This window comes from Pseudomonas sp. LjRoot277, assembly GCF_964253845.1.
Classification (GTDB): Bacteria; Pseudomonadota; Gammaproteobacteria; order Pseudomonadales; family Pseudomonadaceae; genus Aquipseudomonas.
Genome location: NZ_CAXURI020000001.1, coordinates 2855408 through 2872318, shown reverse-complemented (window position 1 = coordinate 2872318; position 16911 = coordinate 2855408). Strand labels below are relative to the sequence as shown.

The following is a 16911-nucleotide window of genomic DNA, read 5'->3' as shown; positions in this document are numbered from 1 at the left end:
CTCAGCGTACGGTAAAGCGCTGTTGTGTCAGAAGCCGATCGCCCTGGAACACTATGAAAGACCCGACCGTGTTGATGTCGGGCCTGAGGATTCCACCGGTCTCGACAGGCATCAATCGGCCATTTCCGGTCGCTCGTGACTGATCACAGTCGACCCGTTGCAAGCAGGCGGCCAGCTTAGAACGAAGCTGCGCCTTTCCTCGCGGGTGGGGATTATCCGTGCTGCGTCGAAGCAGATCCGGCTCATCCCCCACCGGGAGAACCCAATCTTTCTTGTGAGTAAAGTCGAAGTACCGAGCAACACGCTGCCTGTACAGTGACAGCACAGAACAAGGCAATTACAATTTGATTAACATCCAGCGACTTGAGCGATTGAATACCCCATGGAAAGCAAGACTGCGCGCCTCACGGTGCTCATTGATCCCGTCAAGAAAAAAGCTTTCGAGGAACTCTGTGCAGCACAAGACCTGACGTCTTCGCAGGTTGTCCGCCAACTGATTCGTGACTATCTGGACACTCACGGCGCCAGCTATTCGACCAAGAGCAAGCATGCCGTCAGTACCAAGTCATAACCCAACACTGGCAGTTAGTCTCTAGAGGGTCGACGTACCCTCTACGTGCTTGACAGCTTTAGCCAGCGCGGTGTTGAAGTCGGCGTGGTAATGCTCCGGGCCAATTTCTTGCAGGATACCCACCCTATCGAGCTTGCTGAGCACCTTGGTGTTCGCTTCGCAGAGTTTCACCACGATATTGCGATTGTGCAGCTGCTGAATAACCTCCTCCAACACTTGCAAGCCCGTGATATCCATAAACGGCACGCGCTTCAGACGGATAATCAACAGACGTGGGTCGGTATGGGTCTGCGCTAACACACGCTCGAAGGTCTCAGCCGCACCAAAGAACAGTGGCCCTTCAATCGTGTAAATCAGTATCCCTGGCGGCAAGTGAGAATGGCCATTGGCCCTCAACTCTCCTTCAAGTTCGTGCTCGACTATCTGCTGCACCTCCACGGATGAGGCCATGCGGCGCATGAAGTGCAGCATCGCGAGAATGACGCCGATATTCACGGCGATCACCAAGTCACTGAACACTGTGAGGCTGAAGGTGATGAGCAGAATAGACACGTCTGCGCGCGGGGCTCGCTGGACCATGCGCTTGAAGTGTTTCAACTCGCTCATGTTGTACGCGACCACGAAAAGAATGGCAGCCAGGGCGCACAGTGGGATGTTTGAGGCTAGAGGTGCCAGAAACAGAATAATAAGCACCAAGGTGACCGCGTGCGTAATGCCAGCCAGCGGGCTTGTGCCGCCATTACGGATATTGGTTGCAGTACGGGCAATGGCTCCGGTAGCCGCGAAGCCGCCAAACAATGGCGTGACCAGATTAGCCACCCCCTGACCGATCAGCTCCTGATTGGAATCATGCTTAGTGCCCGCCATGCCATCGGCCACCATTGCGGACAAAAGCGATTCGATTGCTCCAAGCATGGCGATCGTGAAAGCCGGACCAATCAAATCGATGACGCGAGACAGCGTGATTTCAGGCAGGCTAAACGCTGGAAGACCTTGAGGTATGCCACCAAATGCGCTGCCAATCGTGGCTACCCCCTCGAAATGAAAGGTTGACTGTATTGCCATAGCTACCGCCATTGCGACCAACGGACCAGGCACCCGTTTGAGACCGGGAATTTTGGAAGCGGTGATTACCAACAAAAGACTGAGTGCAGCCAGCAGGGTGGTGGCCACATGAAGATCCGGGAGCGCCTGTAGCAAATGCCAGAGCTTTTCGTGGAAGTGCTCTCCACTGATCGCCGGTAAACCGAAAAAGTCTTTCCACTGTCCGACCCAGATGATCACGCCGATGCCGGCGGTGAATCCGACGATCACCGGATCGGGGATAAACTTAATGATTGCACCAAGCCGGGCAATCCCGAGCAATAACAACATGGCGCCCGCCATCATCGTGGCGATTTGCAGACCGTCTACGCCATGCTTGGCCGTAACTCCCGCCAGAATCACGATGAACGCACCTGTTGGCCCGGCAATCTGTAAGCGGCTCCCCCCAAAGAGCGAAACCAGCAGGCCACCGATGATTGCAGTGTAGATGCCTTGCTCAGGTTTGACGCCAGATGCAATGGCAAAAGCCATTGCCAGGGGGAGCGCCACGACCCCGACTATCACGCCAGACACCAGATTGCGGAGCCAGTGTTTACGCCCCATCAGTCCCGCCTTCCAGGCCTCACCAACCGCAATCATGGCTAGCTCCAAAATAGATGTATGCGCATACTATTAACATGCCGTGATAATTTAAATACCCTTGATCCACTGCCTCGTGCCGCAGGGAATGCTGATAGCGAAGACTCAGATGGGCTGAACAGGCGTGCACTGTAAATAGAAATTTCCGAGAGCGCGTGTAGCGTGGTGACTGACATGAATCGCAAAGCTGTGAAAAGCAAACATGCCGAAGGCGTAACCTTTGACACCCACTTGATCGCAAACCCGACCAATCCCAAGGAGTGGATCGTGTTCTTCAAGAAGGACGCGGGGAGGAGTTATTTTTTGGTTGATGACAACGAAGAGGTCGAGTCTTTCGGACATCTGGATGACTTGATCGCCGAGCTTCGAGACTTGGGCCTCAAGACCGCTGAAATCCATTTCTAACCATTGGATTACGCCTTGGAGACATGATCATGTCAGTGAAAATCGAGTATCTATCCAATCAAAACGAAGCTCTTTGGTCTGTATGCTTCCTGATATGACAGGCAGCTTTGGGTCCAGAGTGTGTAAAAACGCTTCGCCAAAATTGCAGTGTGCGCGTCTACGTTAAATCTGAAATTTATCGGCACATCAGCAGATTTGGATTTTGCGTAGACGCGCGATTTCCAGCCCGGTTTTGAGTACCTGTCGCGCTGAAAAATGTTTTTACACAGCCTCGATCGGTTTCAGCCAGTCGTGGCAGGCAGCAATCGGCCAGTTTTACGCCGGTCTGAGCGGCTGCTTTGGGTTGTGGATTCAACCGGTCGCGATGAGCTCTGCCACCGCTGTCAGATTTTACGTAGCGACGCAGACTTCAAAACTGGACCTGCGTTTTTACACAATCTGGGCCAAAAGCTACCTGTCGGCTTTGCCTAAGCAATCACAGACGCTCCACCTGTTGCAGCTGGGCCTCATGTGCCTACGAAACCCGGGGCGATTCAAAACAGCGCGATCGGCACCGGCATGCAACGAAAGCAACGATCCCGTGCCACTTGCCCCTCCAGTTGTGCTCAGGACACCAGCTGTTCAATGTCAGCTAGGAAGCGATCTTGGTGAGTCTGCTTTTTCTTGCCGGTGTATTTGAGTTCGGAGAAGGTCTTCTACATGGCGCGTAACAAGGCACACGGATAGGGTGGCTGGTTGACAGTGCTCGGTGTGCCAAGGGGGCAGCTAGCTATTTTTTTAGCGTCGCCTTAAGTAAATCAAATAGCGTATATAAACATTCACTTGATATTTCAAATTCATCCAAAGGCGGCAAATTTAGTGGGGCAAGAGTTTTGTGCCAGACTATAATAAAAACGTTAAATACGCGTGGGTTAGTGTTTTGGTATGGAAGTATTAGAAGTTATGGAAACTGATATGTGTGGCTATCCTTGGAGGATGGTGGTTAATAATATTTTTCTGTGATGGTTTGGTGTAGCGGTGAGGATTTTATATGAACATCTTATTGAAAGAGCTGCACACCTATCATCATGAGGTGGCTATCAAAATTACTCAAATCAAAGGATTGCTGGGTAGGTTAAGGCATGAATCCGCTAGTGCCGATGACTGCAAGCTGTTGTTTAAGCTGCTGGAAGCCTTGCATGGTGATGCAGAGCGATACCACCATGAAAATGAAGAGCTTATTCGGCGGGCCTTGCTAGCGACTGAGGCACCGATCCACCAACGGGTCAAGGATATCGAGCGAGATCATCAAGCATTTGGGCGCATTGCCGGACAGCTCAAGATGCTGGAGGACTCAACTCAGGAGGCGAGAGTAATCGCTGACACTATCGATGACTTTATCAAGAAATACTACGATCATATGGATGCTGAGGAGAATATTTTCTTTCCGGTAGCAGACAAGTGGTTGTCAGACATCCAGTGGCAGGAAATAAAGCGTCAGTGGCATTAATCGAAGCTTTAACCGTCTTACTTAACCAGGCTGCTACTTAATACTCGATCTGACATATTTATTGCGTGGGTGCCAAATTTTACACCGCTGGCTTGTAGGATTACTTAGATAGAATTACAAACGAGATGAATTGTGAGCCTTACACCCACACATTCGCCAGACATGGAATAAGCGTTGGGGCTAATCGCATTATTTCGATTACAGATATCTAGCCGCCTACGGCGAATCAGGCCACGGGGTTATTGGGGGAACTGCGGGTGATGATGCAAATCTCTAGTGACCTCTAGTGACCATGCTTTAAGCAGGTGAGCCGCCCTGGTTTCGTTGGCTGATCTGAGGGCGCGCACACGGCTCAACAGGTAGCAGCGGTCCACCGGCAACTCTGGGTCGCCAGGTATCCTTCTCCAGCGGCAGAAATCGGCCCAGAGTGTGTAAAAACGCTCATGGCCTCATCGTCTTGGGTCATTGACGTTCGTTGTTGAACGATCGCATGACAAATGCTGCGTGTTGCATCAGTCGCGACCTGGAACACGTCAACGCTGTTTTTACAGCCTCTGGGATGGGCCAAAATCAGCCCTTTTCAGGCCGTCAGTGCTTTCATCAAACCGTGAGCACCGATGATTTTCATCACCCGTTTCAAGTTGTAGGCGAGAACATTCAAGCTCATCTCCGCACTCACCCCGGCCAGTTTTCGCGTCAGGAAGTGCGTCGCACCCATCCATTGTTTGAGCGTCCCGAAGGGATGCTCAACCGTCCGTTTTCGGACTCGCATCATCTCCGGTGCTTTGCTCAGCCGAAGCTGCATTTCCTCTAAGACGGCTTCATGCTCCCAGCGTCGAATTCGTCGCTCCGTGCTCGGTGTGCACTGTGCTTTCAACGTGCAGCCCTGGCATTTCGAACTCCAGTAACGGTGCAACTTCAGGCCTTTTTCAACGTTGGTGTAGCGCCAAATGAGCGTTTCACCAGCCGGACAAATGTATTGGTTTTTGGTCGTGTCATAGATGAACGCATCGTTATTGAAACGCCCGTCAGCCTTGGCTCCAGAGGTCATCGGCTTGGGCACGTAGGCGGTGATGCCTGCATCGTGACAAGCCAGGATTTGTTCGCTTTTGAAGTAACCTCGGTCGGCCACTACCGACAACGTATCTGACGCTAACGCCTCGCGGGCCTGCTTGGCCATCGAACTGAGTTGATCGCGGTCGGAACCGACGTTGGTCACCTCATGGGCAACGATCAAATGGTGCTGCGTATCGACCGCTGTTTGCACGTTGTAGCCGACGATTCCCGTGCCGCGCGTCATCATGGAGCGAGCGTCTGGATCGGTCAGTGAGACCTGTTTATCCAGCGATTCATTGAGCTGGATTTCGATCGCCTGAAGCTCCTTCATTTGAGTTTTGAGCTTGGCGATTTTCTCTTCCAGCCGCACGGCACTGGGCTCGGAAGCTGTTGGTTCTTGCCGATCGGCAGCATCGAGTGCCGTCAGGTAACGGTTGATACTCGATTCGATTTCTTCCATTCGCCGCTTCAGTTTGGCGCTGGTGAAATTGCGGTCGCGGTTGTTGACTGCTTTGAATTTACTGCCATCGATGGCGACCAGATGTTCTCCAAACAATCCCAACTGCTGACACAGCACAACGAACTGGCGACAGACGCCTCGGATGGCCTTGCTGTTGTCTTTTCGGAAGTTGGCGATGGTCTTGAAGTCCGGCATCAAACGCCCGGTCAACCACATCAGTTCGACGTTGCGCTGGGCTTCTCGCTCCAAACGTCGGCTCGACTGGATGCGGTTGAGATAGCCGTAGATGTAGATTTTTAGCAAGATCGCGGGGTGGTAAGCAGGCCGGCCAGTATCGGCTGGAATGGCACCTTCAAAACCCAGATTGACCAGGTCGAGTTCGTCGACAAAGACGTCGACTACGCGCACCGGATTGGTATCGCTGACGTAGTCGTCGAGGCTCTCGGGAAGTAAGGTGCCTTGGCCTCGATGTTCACCTTGGATAAAGCGCTTCATGGGCGATCCCTGCGATGAAATCCTCAGAAATCATAGCAAGGGTTCGCGAAAGCGTTTTTACACACTCTGGGCCAAAAGCGGACCTTCAGCCTTCTCGCCAAGACCACGAATAGGTTAAGGATGAAAGTTCTGCGCGGCGGTTCGAATGTGGTCTTTAATGTCCGTGCGTATAGGCGGCCACATTAACTTCGACTCCGTACGAAGGTAGATGCGCCTGACGGCGGGTTCAAGTTGCCATGCACTTATCTGATCAAGGAAGAAACGACATTGAAAATAGCTTTTGGCGCCCTGTTGTTGACCTGGCTGACTACGATCGCACTCGCTGACGAGCCCCCTGTCGGCTTCCGCTCTTCCACACTGGCGGACTCGCACAATGACCGCGCACTGGAGATGGTCGTCTGGTACCCCAGTGCAACCACCGCAGCCACGCAAATGATTGGCGATGATGCGGTGTTCGTCGGGGCTTCTGCCGTTCGTGACGCGCCGCCCGCTGCTGGCAAGCATCCATTGTTGGTGCTCTCCCACGGGTACAGAGGTAACTGGAGCAACCAGATCTGGCTTGCCAGTGCGCTGGCTCATAGGGGTTACATCGTCGCCGCAATCAATCACCCCGGCACCACCACTCATGACCGTAGCCCTCAAGCAGCGGCGCAGTTATGGCAGCGGCCCGTTGATGTGCGCCGAGCCATTGATAGGGTCACGACTCAACCTGAAAAATTCGGCCTGGTCGCCAATGACCGAATTGCCGTGGTGGGCCATTCACTCGGCGGCTGGACCGCCCTGGAGATCGCCGGTGCTCGTTTCGATCCAGACCGCTTCGCCCATGACTGCAATGCCCACCCGCAGTTATCAAGTTGCACCGTCTATGGAAAGATAAACCCCGCAAGCACCTCAACATCAAAGGCCGCGTTGGCCGCCGATTTGCGCGATAAACGCGTCACTGCCGTGGTTACCTTGGACCTGGGCCTTTCACGGGGCATGACCGATGAAAGCCTGGCCTCGCTGCCGGTACCAGCGCTGGTGATCGCTGCCGGCGTACCGTCGCGCGAGCTTCCCGCCGAGTTGGAGTCTGCCAACCTGACCAAACGCCTGCCTGCGGCGTCAAGCCGTTACGTCGAAATCAACGACGCAAGCCATTTCAGCTTCTTGTCGGTGTGCAAACCTGGCGCAGAGGTAATGCTCGAAGAAGAAGTACCTGGCGATGGCATCATTTGTCGGGATGGCGACAGCGCTCGCCCGCGTGGAGTGATTCAACAGCAGATTACATCGCTGATAGCAGAGTTTCTTCAGTCATCTATCTACAAAGAAGGCAGTTTGTAAAATCGTGGTACGAGAGCATGTCGTCTAATTAGTAGTTAAACCTCAGGAGAGATCCCCGATGCCCAGAGAATTCGAGCTCATTAAGTCCGTGCCAGTCCCCTCGAGGTCTGGTGTCACCCACCTTTACAAGTCGATGAACCTGGCGGACGCTTTTGCGATTCGGCTCCCTGCGGGTACATCCAGCAATCCGGATTTGCTAGCTCGATTCATCTTTTCCCACCAGCCATCCTGGATCGGATGGCTCATGAAAGTCCGAGACACTATCGTTGCCTGTTTCGGTCTCAAGACAGCCAAACACTTGGCATCACTTGCTAATCGGATTGGAATCTTCAAGGTCTACAGCACGAACCAGACTGAAATCGTGTTGGGAGAGGACGACAAGCACCTCAACTTCCGGATATCGGTTCTGTGTTCTGGAGAGGCAGAGCCAGAAGGCAGTCACCAACTCGTTTTATCAACCGTGGTCCAGTGCCACAACCGTCTAGGCCGGGCCTACATCTTCGTCATTGCCCCATTTCACCGCTTGGTTGTTAAGGCCAGTCTCCTGCGTGCAGCGCGCATCGGTTGGCCTCTGGCTACCTGCCCCTAAGGCTGGGAACGCTGTGTGCCCCACTGAAATCTAACCCTTCCATCGAGAGGCTTGTTCCGGCAAGCCCGGGCAAGCCTCTCAAGTCAAACGTCATGTCTCCAGGATTCATTCGCTCCATCTGCCGTTCATCACTAAAGGAATGGAAAACATGTCCAGGTCTGCGTTCAGTGCCAAGGTCTTCGCCATCTATTTGTTCGTCGTGGGTGCCGTGTTAGTCGTCGCGCCGAACTTCTTGCTGGCGATCTTTCGGATTCCACCAACCTCCGAGGTCTGGATTCACGTGGTTGGCGTTATCGCGTTCAATATCGGCATCTACGCATGGATCGCAGCCAAGCACGAAAACAAGCCATTTTTGGAAGCGTCGGTGTACACGCGCTTCGTCGTCTTCGTGGCCTTCACTACCTTCGCTGTCGTTGGCCTCGCCAGTCCAATGATCGTTCTCTTCGCAGTAGCGGATCTTTTTGGAGGCATATGGACCTACTTCGCACTGAAAGCCGATGCTCAGTCGATCAGGCCTGTCCTGGCGGGCCAGCACTGAGGCCTGACTCTTCCATCTTCCGGTTGAATCCACAGTCGATTGCTGCCCTTCGCCAAAGACGGCAATCGGCCCAGAAGCGGACCATCAGTGCCCCGGTATCGCTTGGGACTCTTCAAAATGATGCCGTAACAATGGCACCCCTCGCTAATAGCCAGCGTAGACACCTACTCGCCCATAAAATCCTTCTTGAAAAGCGCGATAAATAGCTAGCTATTTGTTGATGAAAGTCTGAAGTATTCATTTGAATTTTCAGATTCTTTCACCTCGCCGCCTATGCCTAACATCGGCTCCACAGCGAACTAGCCTCGGCAGCGCTTAGCCGTAGGCCTGAGGATTTTTAAGGATCACCGATGAAGCTGGAAATTTTCCGCACGCTGTGGGGTTACACCGCCAGCAAGGCCCAGGCGCTTGAAGAGTTGCTGCAGGCGGGCTTTGATGGGATGGAAGCACGTCTGCCACTGGACGCCCGTGAACGGGCTGAGTTCGCCGCCTTTCTCCAGGCCAATCGCCTGGGTTATATCAGCACAGTCTTCACGGCGTACGATGTGCTGCCGGAGCAGTCGGCGACCCCTGCCGTTCACCTCAATGACCTCGATCAGAAACTCGCCTGGGCCGCCGAACTCGGCCCACGTTTCGTCAACGTGCTGGCGGGCAATGATCGCTGGTCCCTGCCACAACAAGTGGAGTTCTTCGGTCAGGCACTGGAACTGGCGCGCAAGCACGGTCAGGTCTGCAGTTTCGAAACCCACCGCTCGCGTTCGCTGTTCAACCCCTGGGTGACCCTGGAGTTGATCCGGCAACTGCCCGATCTGTTGTTCACCAGTGACATCAGCCATTGGGTCGTGACCTGCGAGCGTCTGTTGAATGACCCGGCCGATGACCTGAGCGCTTTTATCGAGCGGGTTCACCATATCCAGGCCCGGGTCGGTTATGACCAGGGCCCGCAAGTTCCGCACCCGGCGGCTCCCGAATATGCAAAAGAACTGGCTTTCCATCAGCAGCACTGGGAAAGCATCTGGCGCTCGCAGCAAGCCCGCGGTTATCAGGTCAGCACCCTGACCCCGGAATTCGGCGCCGACGGCTACCTGCATCATTTGCCCTTCACCAATGTCCCGGTCGCCGACCTTTGGTCATTGAACGTGTGGATGGGCCAGACCGAGCGCGAACACTTCGAGCGTTTCCACCACTCAAGCAATCCTTAGGGAGCCGATGCGTCATGCCTGACAATAAAAACAACAGCGCCAGCACTGACACACACAAAGCCAACTTCAATAGCATCCCGGTGGTCAACATCGCCGGTCTGTTCAGCGTCGAACTGGAACACCGCCTGGCCGTGGCCGAACATTTGGGGCGCGCCGCCAGCGAAGTCGGGTTCCTCTATATCACCAATCACGGTATCGACCCGCAACTGATCGCCAATCTGCGCAAGGCCGCCAAGGACTTTTTCGATCAGCCCTTCGACACCAAGATGCGGCACTACATCGGCACCTCGCAAACCCACAAGGGCTTTGTACCCGAAGGCGAAGAGGTCTATTCCAAAGGCAAGCCGGACCACAAGGAAGCCTTCGATGTCGGCTTCGAAGTCCCGGCCGATGACCCGCTGGTGCTGGCCAACACGCCATTGCTGGGGCCTAACGACTGGCCGCAGCTGGAAGGTTTCAAGGCGTCGGTACAGGCCTACTATGAAGCGATCTTCGCTTTGGGCCGGCGCCTGTTCGGCGGCTTCGCCCTGACCCTGGGCCTGGAAGAAAACTATTTCGACAGCCTGGTCACCCGCCCGCCGTCCAAGCTGCGCCTGATCCACTACCCCTTCGACGGTGCCGCCCATGACGCACCGGGCCTTGGCGCCCATACTGATTATGAGTGCTTCACCATCCTCCTGGCCGACAAACCAGGCCTTGAGGTGATGAACAATCTTGGCCAATGGATCGATGCACCACCGATTGCCGATGCCTTTGTAGTCAACATCGGCGACATGCTGGAAGTGATGACGGCAGGCGCATTCGTTGCCACTGCGCACCGGGTGCGGAGCGTGAAGGAGGAGCGTTATTCCTTTCCACTGTTTTATGCCTGCGACTTTCACACCCAGATCAAACCGCTGCCCGGGTTCGCCCAGGGAGGTAACGACTACGAAGAAATCACGATCGGCGAACACATGTATGGCCAGGCACTGCAGACCTATCAGTATCTGCGCCAGAGGGTGGCCAATGGGGACGTTCAACTGCCAGGCAAGGCACGCAAGCCCGCCAGTTTCGGACATTTGAAAAATCAGGCTCAACCGTCCTGATTGAAGTTTTCAGTTACCCCTACCTACGCCGGAGTCAGTAAAAAATGAAAAACAATAAAAAAAACCTGTTGAGCTTGGCTGTATTGGCCGCCGGCATGCTCGGTTGCTCGTTGAGCATGGCCGCATCAGACACGTTCAAGGTCGGCATGGAAGTCACCTACCCGCCCTTCGAGTCCTATGACAAGGACAAAAACGTGGTGGGCTCGGACCCGGAACTGGCAACGGCCCTGGCCAAGCACATGAACGCCAAGGTGGAGTTCGTCGACACCAAGTTCCCGAGCCTGATCCTGGGCCTGAACTCCGCCAAATACGACGCGGTCATTTCCGGCATGTACATCACACCGGAGCGCCAGACTCAGGCCCAAACCATCGCCTATGCCAACACCGGTGCCGCGGTCATGGTGCCCAAGGGCAGCGAGATCAATGCGAAAAAACCTGAAGACCTGTGCGGCTTGAAACTGGGCCTGGAACAGGGCACCACCTGGGTCAAGGAATTCAAGAAGCTCTCCGATGAGTACTGCGTGCCGAACAACAAAGGCGCGATCACCGTCAGCGAGTACCCATCAGCGCCCGAAGTGACCCAGGCCCTGTTGTCCAAGAACATTCAGGCCCAGGTTGAAATCGCTGGCGCTGCAAAAATGATCGCGGAAAAAACCAATGGCCGGGTAGTGATCACCACCGAACACCCGATCTATCAGCAAACCCTGGGTATCTTCGTCAAGAAAGGTAACGACGAAACATTCCAGGCCGTGCAAAAAGCCTTCGAGGAGACCAAAAAGAGCCGTGAGTACGCCGCTATTCTCAAGAAATATGGCTTGGAAGAACCGACTGCCAATTAAGAACGTGTCCTTGTAGTCTGGTCATCTGCCGCCCCTGCACCGGGGCGGCAGATCGAGGTGCCCTATGCAATTCGATTGGTCGTATTTCATCTCCCTGTTCTCCCTGCCGGACTTCTGGAAGGCCTGCGTCACGGTGGTCCAGCTCAGTGCCCTGGCCTGGTTCCTCGGCATGCTGCTGGGCTTTGGCCTGGCCACGGCCAAGTTGTCCGAGTCGCCCTTATTGCGCATTCCCGCGGCGGTCTACATCTGGTTCTTCCGCAGCATCCCGTTGCTGGTGCTGGTGGTCTTCGTCTACAACTTGCCACAATTGTTTCCCGGTAGCGGACCGATACTGTCAAACCCTTTCTACGCAGGCCTGCTTGCCCTGGTGGTCACGGAAGCGGCTTACATGGCGGAGATCCACCGTGGTGGCCTGATCTCCGTGGCCAAGGGCCAGAAGGAAGCAGGCCGCGCGCTGGGTGTCGGCCTGTTCGGCATGCAGCGCTTGATCGTGATCCCCCAGGCTTTCCGTATCTCGCTGCCTACGTTGATCAATGAATACATCACGGTGGTCAAGCTGACGTCGCTGGTCTCGGTCATCTCCCTGACCGAAATCCTCACGGTTGGCCAACGCCTCTATGCCACTAACTTCCTGGTCATGGAAACCTTGGCTGCGGTGGGCGTGTACTACGTGCTGATCGTCACCGTGTTCGGCTATTTCCTGCAGCGTCTGGAGCGCTACCTGGACCTGAACTTCCGCAAGCCGCATACACTCGATGCCGCCGCCGTGGCCAAGCTCAAGGCCTGCGCCGAAGCCTTGCCCGACATTGCGCGTAAAGCCGCGGGCAGCAACGCAACACCAATCCTGCAACTGAAGAACATCCAGAAGAGCTATGGCACGCACCAAGTGCTGATGGGTATCGATCTGAATGTCGAATACGGCCAGGTGATCTCGATCATTGGCCCATCCGGTTCCGGCAAAACTTCACTGATCCGCACGGTCAACGGCCTGGAAAGTATCGATACAGGCGACATTCTGTTGTTCGGTGAAAAATTCATCGAAGCGTCGGACAAACCCAACAGCGCCCGTCTGCGCAAAGGCGTGCGGCACATTGGCATGGTGTTCCAGAACTTCAACCTGTTCCCGCACCGCACCATTCTCGACAACGTCACGCTGGCGCCGCGTTACCACGGCATCCCGGGCGAGCTGAGCGAACACCGTGCTTATGCGCTGCTGGACAAGGTCGGCCTGCTCGCCCACGCCCACAAGTACCCGCACCAGCTCTCCGGAGGACAGCAACAGCGCGTGGCGATCGCTCGTGCTTTGGCCATGGAGCCGGACATCATGCTGTTCGACGAACCGACGTCAGCGCTCGATCCAGAGCTGGTGGGCGATGTGCTGAACGTCATACGCGACCTTGCCAGTGAAGGCATGACCATGATTATCGTCACCCACGAAATGGACTTTGCCATGTCGATATCCGACAGGGTCGTCTTCATGGAGAACGGCAATATCCAACTGGATGCCGCACCTGAAACCATACGCTGCGATGCCGAAGGAGAACGAGTGCGGCGCTTTATGGGAATCAGTGTTCGATCGCCAAACCTGCCTATAACTGCGAATCATGCGTGAGCAGGGTGCTGCAGTAGGCAACCACTTTCTTTGAACTTCCTTCTTTCAGGAAAACACGCATGAATCTTGGAATAGCAGGACGCTGGGCACTGGTGTGCGCGGCCAGCAAAGGCCTGGGTAAAGCCTGCGCACAGACACTCGTCAGCGAAGGCGTGAACGTGGTGATCACCGCCCGAGGCGAACAGACGCTGAATGAAACAGCCCGTCAGCTCAGAGCGATAAATCCTGAAGTGACTGTCATCGCCGTAGCCGGAGACATTTCGACGCCTGAGGGTCGCGCGGCAGCTCTCGTGGCCCATGAGCATTTCGATATTTTGATCAACAACGCTGGAGGCCCTCCTCCCGGGGATTTCCGCGAATGGAACCGCGACGCCTGGCTCAAGGCGCTGGATACCAACATGCTCACCCCTATCGAGTTGATCAAGGCAACGGTAGACGGTATGGCGGCACGTGGATTTGGCCGAATCATCAACATCACGTCGAGTGCCGTGAAGTCCCCTATCGAAAGCCTGGGTCTGTCCAATGGCGCGCGCAGTGGTCTGACGGGATTTATCGCAGGGCTTGCCCGCCAAGAAAACATTGCCAGTCGGAATGTGACGATCAACAACCTGCAACCGGGCTCATTCGACACCGATCGACTGCGTGACAACCTGGTCGCTGCTGCCGAGGAGTCGGGGCAAGACAGTGAGGCATTCCTCGGCGAATGCCGTAGCGAAATTCCTGCTAAACGCTTCGGTTCACCCGAGGAGTTCGGCGCTCTGTGCGCTTTCGTTTGCAGCAGTCATGCGGGCTATCTGACCGGGCAGAACTTGTTGATTGATGGAGGGGCCATTCGCTCCAGCCAATAAATACGGCAGGCGTTGAACCTGGAGCCTTGGAGCATTGCCTTTGGAACCTTCCCCCATCGGCAATCGGTTCATCCCGCGTGTAGAGGCTCCGGCGAGAAGGCCCGGCCTGCTGAGCGCTTTGGAGGTGCCTGCATTTGTTCGGTGTTCTTTGACCATAAGTTCCAGGCGATGAACAGGATAAAGGCAACGCCGAGCCATTTCACCGCGATGAAGACCGACTCAAACTGCAGGGCCAGTGCTGCAAGTCCGAGGGTGGCGACCAGCAGCCCAGGCAAACTGATCTACAGGCCGCGTTGACGTCGAGGTGCGTGACTAATTCAGGATGAACAGGTCCCCTTCCACATCCGTATCGCCGTGTTTACGACTCTGCGCCGCAGAGTCGTAGAGGATCAGCAGGACCTCCCCAAGCTGCTCGCCCGATTCGAACAAACACATGCCCTCAGCGTGATCATTGCCTTGCCCAAAAGGCACCTCCAGCACCTTCTCCAATTGATCCGTAAAGACCACGCTTTCCTCGTCGGACGCGAAACCGCCGCGCCAGCGGAAGACCGTTACCGGACCATCCTGGTCCATGGTGGGACCCGCCAGGATCAGCAGATCGTCACCGCTAGTGCACAGGTCACGCAAGCCCAGACCATTTAGCGCGAAGAAGTGCTTGCGATAGCGGCGCCCATCCGGACCGATCTTCTTAAGCACCAGCGTGTCAGTCGAGGCGTCGTTCAGCTCAGGTTCTATCTCCAGCAACACAGCCCAGCCGCGAAGAACCGGTCCACGTAGCCCTAGCAGAAGACGCGAGCCAATCACCACCAACCCTTCGATATCGAAGCCGTTGTCTTTACCCGGGATACTCAGGAAGTCGCGTAGTTGAGGATCTTCAGCAATGGCCGTGGTCAGGTCGTTACTGACCTCGTTGCCATGTAGCTGCGCCGCCGTACGTCCATCGGCGTCCACCTTCCTGGCGAGTGCATAGCCGTCGTTCTGCCGGACCACAGGGATGCGGGCCAGCAGAAAGCGATTGCCCTGCGCCTCTACCGTCGATAGGCGCTTGATATTCTTCTGTGCAGGAGTGCCGGCCTCGGCCTTCTTTCGCTTCAGGCTATGGGAGCCCACCAACCAGAGGTAACCACTGTCATGGGTATAGGCCAACCCCTCGATATCGATCTCGGCGTCTTGCTTCGGTAGGGGCAGATCCAAATACTCCAGGAGCTGAAACGATTGGTGCTCATCGCACCTTACGACGTCGCCGGGCGCAGCATCCTGGATTAGCAGGCGTTCCAGGCTCGTGGTTTCGTCGTTCGCCACCCAGAGTGTGTCGTCAATCTGCTGAGCGACCGAAAGGCCATTGCGCAACGACGCAAACGCCGGATCAAAGCTCAACAGCGCAAAATTGCTTCGGTGGCTCATGAGCGGTCTCCTGTCTTTATGGCGCGGCGTGCCGGTTATTCAGAACCGGCTTCTGAGCGTGTTCTTCGTCCAGTGCATGCACTCATCCTGGCCGACCCGTCCACCGCTGATGGCTTAGGTCCCTTCGCTGCAGCTGGTAAGCAACCCGGATTAGTTCCATCAACTCCCAAAATAGCCGACTAACGGTGCCCCCCGTAGGCACAAAGCCTGCAACAACCACCTCGACGAACATTTGACGTCAATCTACCGCCATACGGATTTCCTGATCAGCAGACCCAATTGACACAGCTCAATAGCGTCGGTTCGAGCGCAACTGTGGCCGCAACATTCCCCGCATACAGGATTATTGACATGATCGACCTCGCCACCTGGAATTTAAGCATCCCTGAAGGCAGCCCACCGGCTACCATAGAAACGCCTCGACTGGCGCAAGGCTTCAAGGACCAGTATTTCAGTCCTGAAGCCGCTACCCTTTCCTTCTGGGCACCTGTGACCGGTTCCAGGACGGCCAACGCTATTTACCCGCGCAGCGAGTTGCGGGAAACCTATAGCGATGGGACGCTGCGCAACTGGCAGTATTCAGCGGCGGATAACATTCTGCGGGCGAGTCTGACCGTCAATCAGGTGCCCAGCACCGGCAAGATCGTGATTGGTCAGATTCACAACAAGGACAGCAACAGCCCCATGGTGAAGCTGGAATACCAATACAAAACGTCGACTTCGACGGGAAACATTGTCGTCAAGGTGCGCATGCGCCCCGACGATGAAGAGGGCCAGGTCATTACCATTGCGACGGGGGTGCCGCTCGACTGCAACTTTTCCTACCAGATCCACCTCAGCCCGAAGGGCGCGCTGGGCATCAGCGCAGCAGGATACAACTGGAGAACCACCATCGACCCGAGCTGGAAGACCAAACCACTGTATTTCAAAGCGGGTGCGTATGTGCAGGACAACACCGGCTATCCCACCGAGGGCGGAAAAGTGACGTTCAGGATGCTGGAGATCCAACACAACATTTAGTTGCTTCTTTAGGTCACTACCATTGGCACGCCGATCCGAAGGGTGAAGTCTTTAGTGGATTTCCTCGTCGATCGGCTACCAAGTGGCTGGCTGTCAGTGAACTCAACCGTGCGGGCGGCAGATGCCCTCGAAGCCTTTCAAAACCATTGCGTGCGCATACAGTGGGATACGCTGCTATCGCAGGCGGGTGTCGAAGGTGGCGGCACGCATCCTCACATGGTGCGATCACGTTCACTATCGCAAAGAAGGCGAGCGGGACGAGGAATGCATCAGATTGGTGGCGGAGGCTACCCAG

General features: G+C 55.4%; 15 protein-coding genes. 12 read left to right on the top strand and 3 right to left on the bottom strand.

Annotated elements, in window-relative coordinates; translation table 11 throughout:
* Positions 1 to 382 precede the first annotated feature (382 nt).
* Positions 383 to 571, top strand: coding sequence for a ribbon-helix-helix protein, CopG family (locus tag ACSQ87_RS13640; protein WP_223430168.1), 189 nt, complete (start codon positions 383 to 385; stop codon positions 569 to 571).
* A gap of 21 nt (positions 572 to 592) precedes the next feature.
* Here the strand turns inward: ACSQ87_RS13640 and ACSQ87_RS13635 are convergent, their stop codons facing one another.
* Positions 593 to 2254: a SulP family inorganic anion transporter gene (locus tag ACSQ87_RS13635; RefSeq protein WP_223430169.1), complete on the bottom strand. Its 1662-nt coding sequence runs from the start codon at positions 2252 to 2254 to the stop codon at positions 593 to 595.
* Between the two features lie 174 nt (positions 2255 to 2428).
* Here ACSQ87_RS13635 and ACSQ87_RS13630 point away from each other — a divergent pair, with 174 nt between their 5' ends.
* Both ACSQ87_RS13630 and ACSQ87_RS13625 read left to right on the top strand, forming a co-directional pair.
* Positions 2429 to 2659: a hypothetical protein gene (locus ACSQ87_RS13630; RefSeq protein WP_223430170.1), complete on the top strand. Its 231-nt coding sequence runs from the start codon at positions 2429 to 2431 to the stop codon at positions 2657 to 2659.
* A 1030-nt stretch (positions 2660 to 3689) separates the two neighbouring features.
* Complete coding sequence (locus ACSQ87_RS13625; protein ID WP_223430171.1) at positions 3690 to 4148, top strand: hemerythrin domain-containing protein; 459 nt, start codon at positions 3690 to 3692, stop codon at positions 4146 to 4148.
* Positions 4149 to 4728: 580 nt separating this feature from the next.
* On the opposite strand, the gene ACSQ87_RS13620 is transcribed toward ACSQ87_RS13625, so the two are convergent.
* On the bottom strand, positions 4729 to 6159 hold the full coding sequence (locus tag ACSQ87_RS13620) for an IS1182 family transposase (protein WP_436273669.1): 1431 nt from the start codon (positions 6157 to 6159) through the stop codon (positions 4729 to 4731).
* A gap of 267 nt (positions 6160 to 6426) precedes the next feature.
* On the opposite strand from ACSQ87_RS13620, the gene ACSQ87_RS13615 reads away from it, so the two are divergent.
* The 8 genes from ACSQ87_RS13615 (at position 6427) to ACSQ87_RS13580 (ending at position 14192) form a co-directional block, all read left to right on the top strand.
* The gene (locus ACSQ87_RS13615) at positions 6427 to 7479 is read left to right on the top strand and encodes an alpha/beta hydrolase family protein (protein WP_223430172.1); all 1053 of its coding nucleotides are present in this window, start codon (positions 6427 to 6429) and stop codon (positions 7477 to 7479) included.
* Positions 7480 to 7537: 58 nt separating this feature from the next.
* Complete coding sequence (locus ACSQ87_RS13610) at positions 7538 to 8068, top strand: DUF2867 domain-containing protein (protein ID WP_317851607.1); 531 nt, start codon at positions 7538 to 7540, stop codon at positions 8066 to 8068.
* Positions 8069 to 8216: 148 nt separating this feature from the next.
* Complete coding sequence (locus ACSQ87_RS13605) at positions 8217 to 8606, top strand: hypothetical protein (protein WP_223430173.1); 390 nt, start codon at positions 8217 to 8219, stop codon at positions 8604 to 8606.
* A 350-nt stretch (positions 8607 to 8956) separates the two neighbouring features.
* Positions 8957 to 9808, top strand: a complete 852-nt coding sequence (locus tag ACSQ87_RS13600; protein WP_046056025.1) for a sugar phosphate isomerase/epimerase family protein — start codon at positions 8957 to 8959, stop codon at positions 9806 to 9808.
* 14 nt (positions 9809 to 9822) lie between these two features.
* Positions 9823 to 10893, top strand: coding sequence for an isopenicillin N synthase family dioxygenase (locus tag ACSQ87_RS13595; protein WP_223430174.1), 1071 nt, complete (start codon positions 9823 to 9825; stop codon positions 10891 to 10893).
* A gap of 44 nt (positions 10894 to 10937) precedes the next feature.
* Entirely contained in the window at positions 10938 to 11732 is a 795-nt protein-coding gene (locus ACSQ87_RS13590; RefSeq protein ID WP_223430175.1) for an ABC transporter substrate-binding protein, read from the top strand.
* Between the two features lie 64 nt (positions 11733 to 11796).
* Positions 11797 to 13344 carry an amino acid ABC transporter permease/ATP-binding protein gene (locus ACSQ87_RS13585; protein ID WP_223430176.1) on the top strand — a complete coding sequence of 516 codons (1548 nt, stop codon included), beginning with the start codon at positions 11797 to 11799 and terminating at the stop codon, positions 13342 to 13344.
* Between the two features lie 59 nt (positions 13345 to 13403).
* Positions 13404 to 14192: an SDR family oxidoreductase gene (locus ACSQ87_RS13580; protein ID WP_223430177.1), complete on the top strand. Its 789-nt coding sequence runs from the start codon at positions 13404 to 13406 to the stop codon at positions 14190 to 14192.
* 312 nt (positions 14193 to 14504) lie between these two features.
* Here ACSQ87_RS13580 and ACSQ87_RS13575 read toward each other — a convergent pair whose 3' ends face one another.
* Positions 14505 to 15596, bottom strand: a complete 1092-nt coding sequence (locus ACSQ87_RS13575) for a DUF3616 domain-containing protein (RefSeq protein ID WP_223430178.1) — start codon at positions 15594 to 15596, stop codon at positions 14505 to 14507.
* A 351-nt stretch (positions 15597 to 15947) separates the two neighbouring features.
* Here ACSQ87_RS13575 and ACSQ87_RS13570 point away from each other — a divergent pair, with 351 nt between their 5' ends.
* Entirely contained in the window at positions 15948 to 16616 is a 669-nt protein-coding gene (locus ACSQ87_RS13570; protein ID WP_223430179.1) for a polysaccharide lyase family 7 protein, read from the top strand.
* Positions 16617 to 16911: the final 295 nt, after the last annotated feature.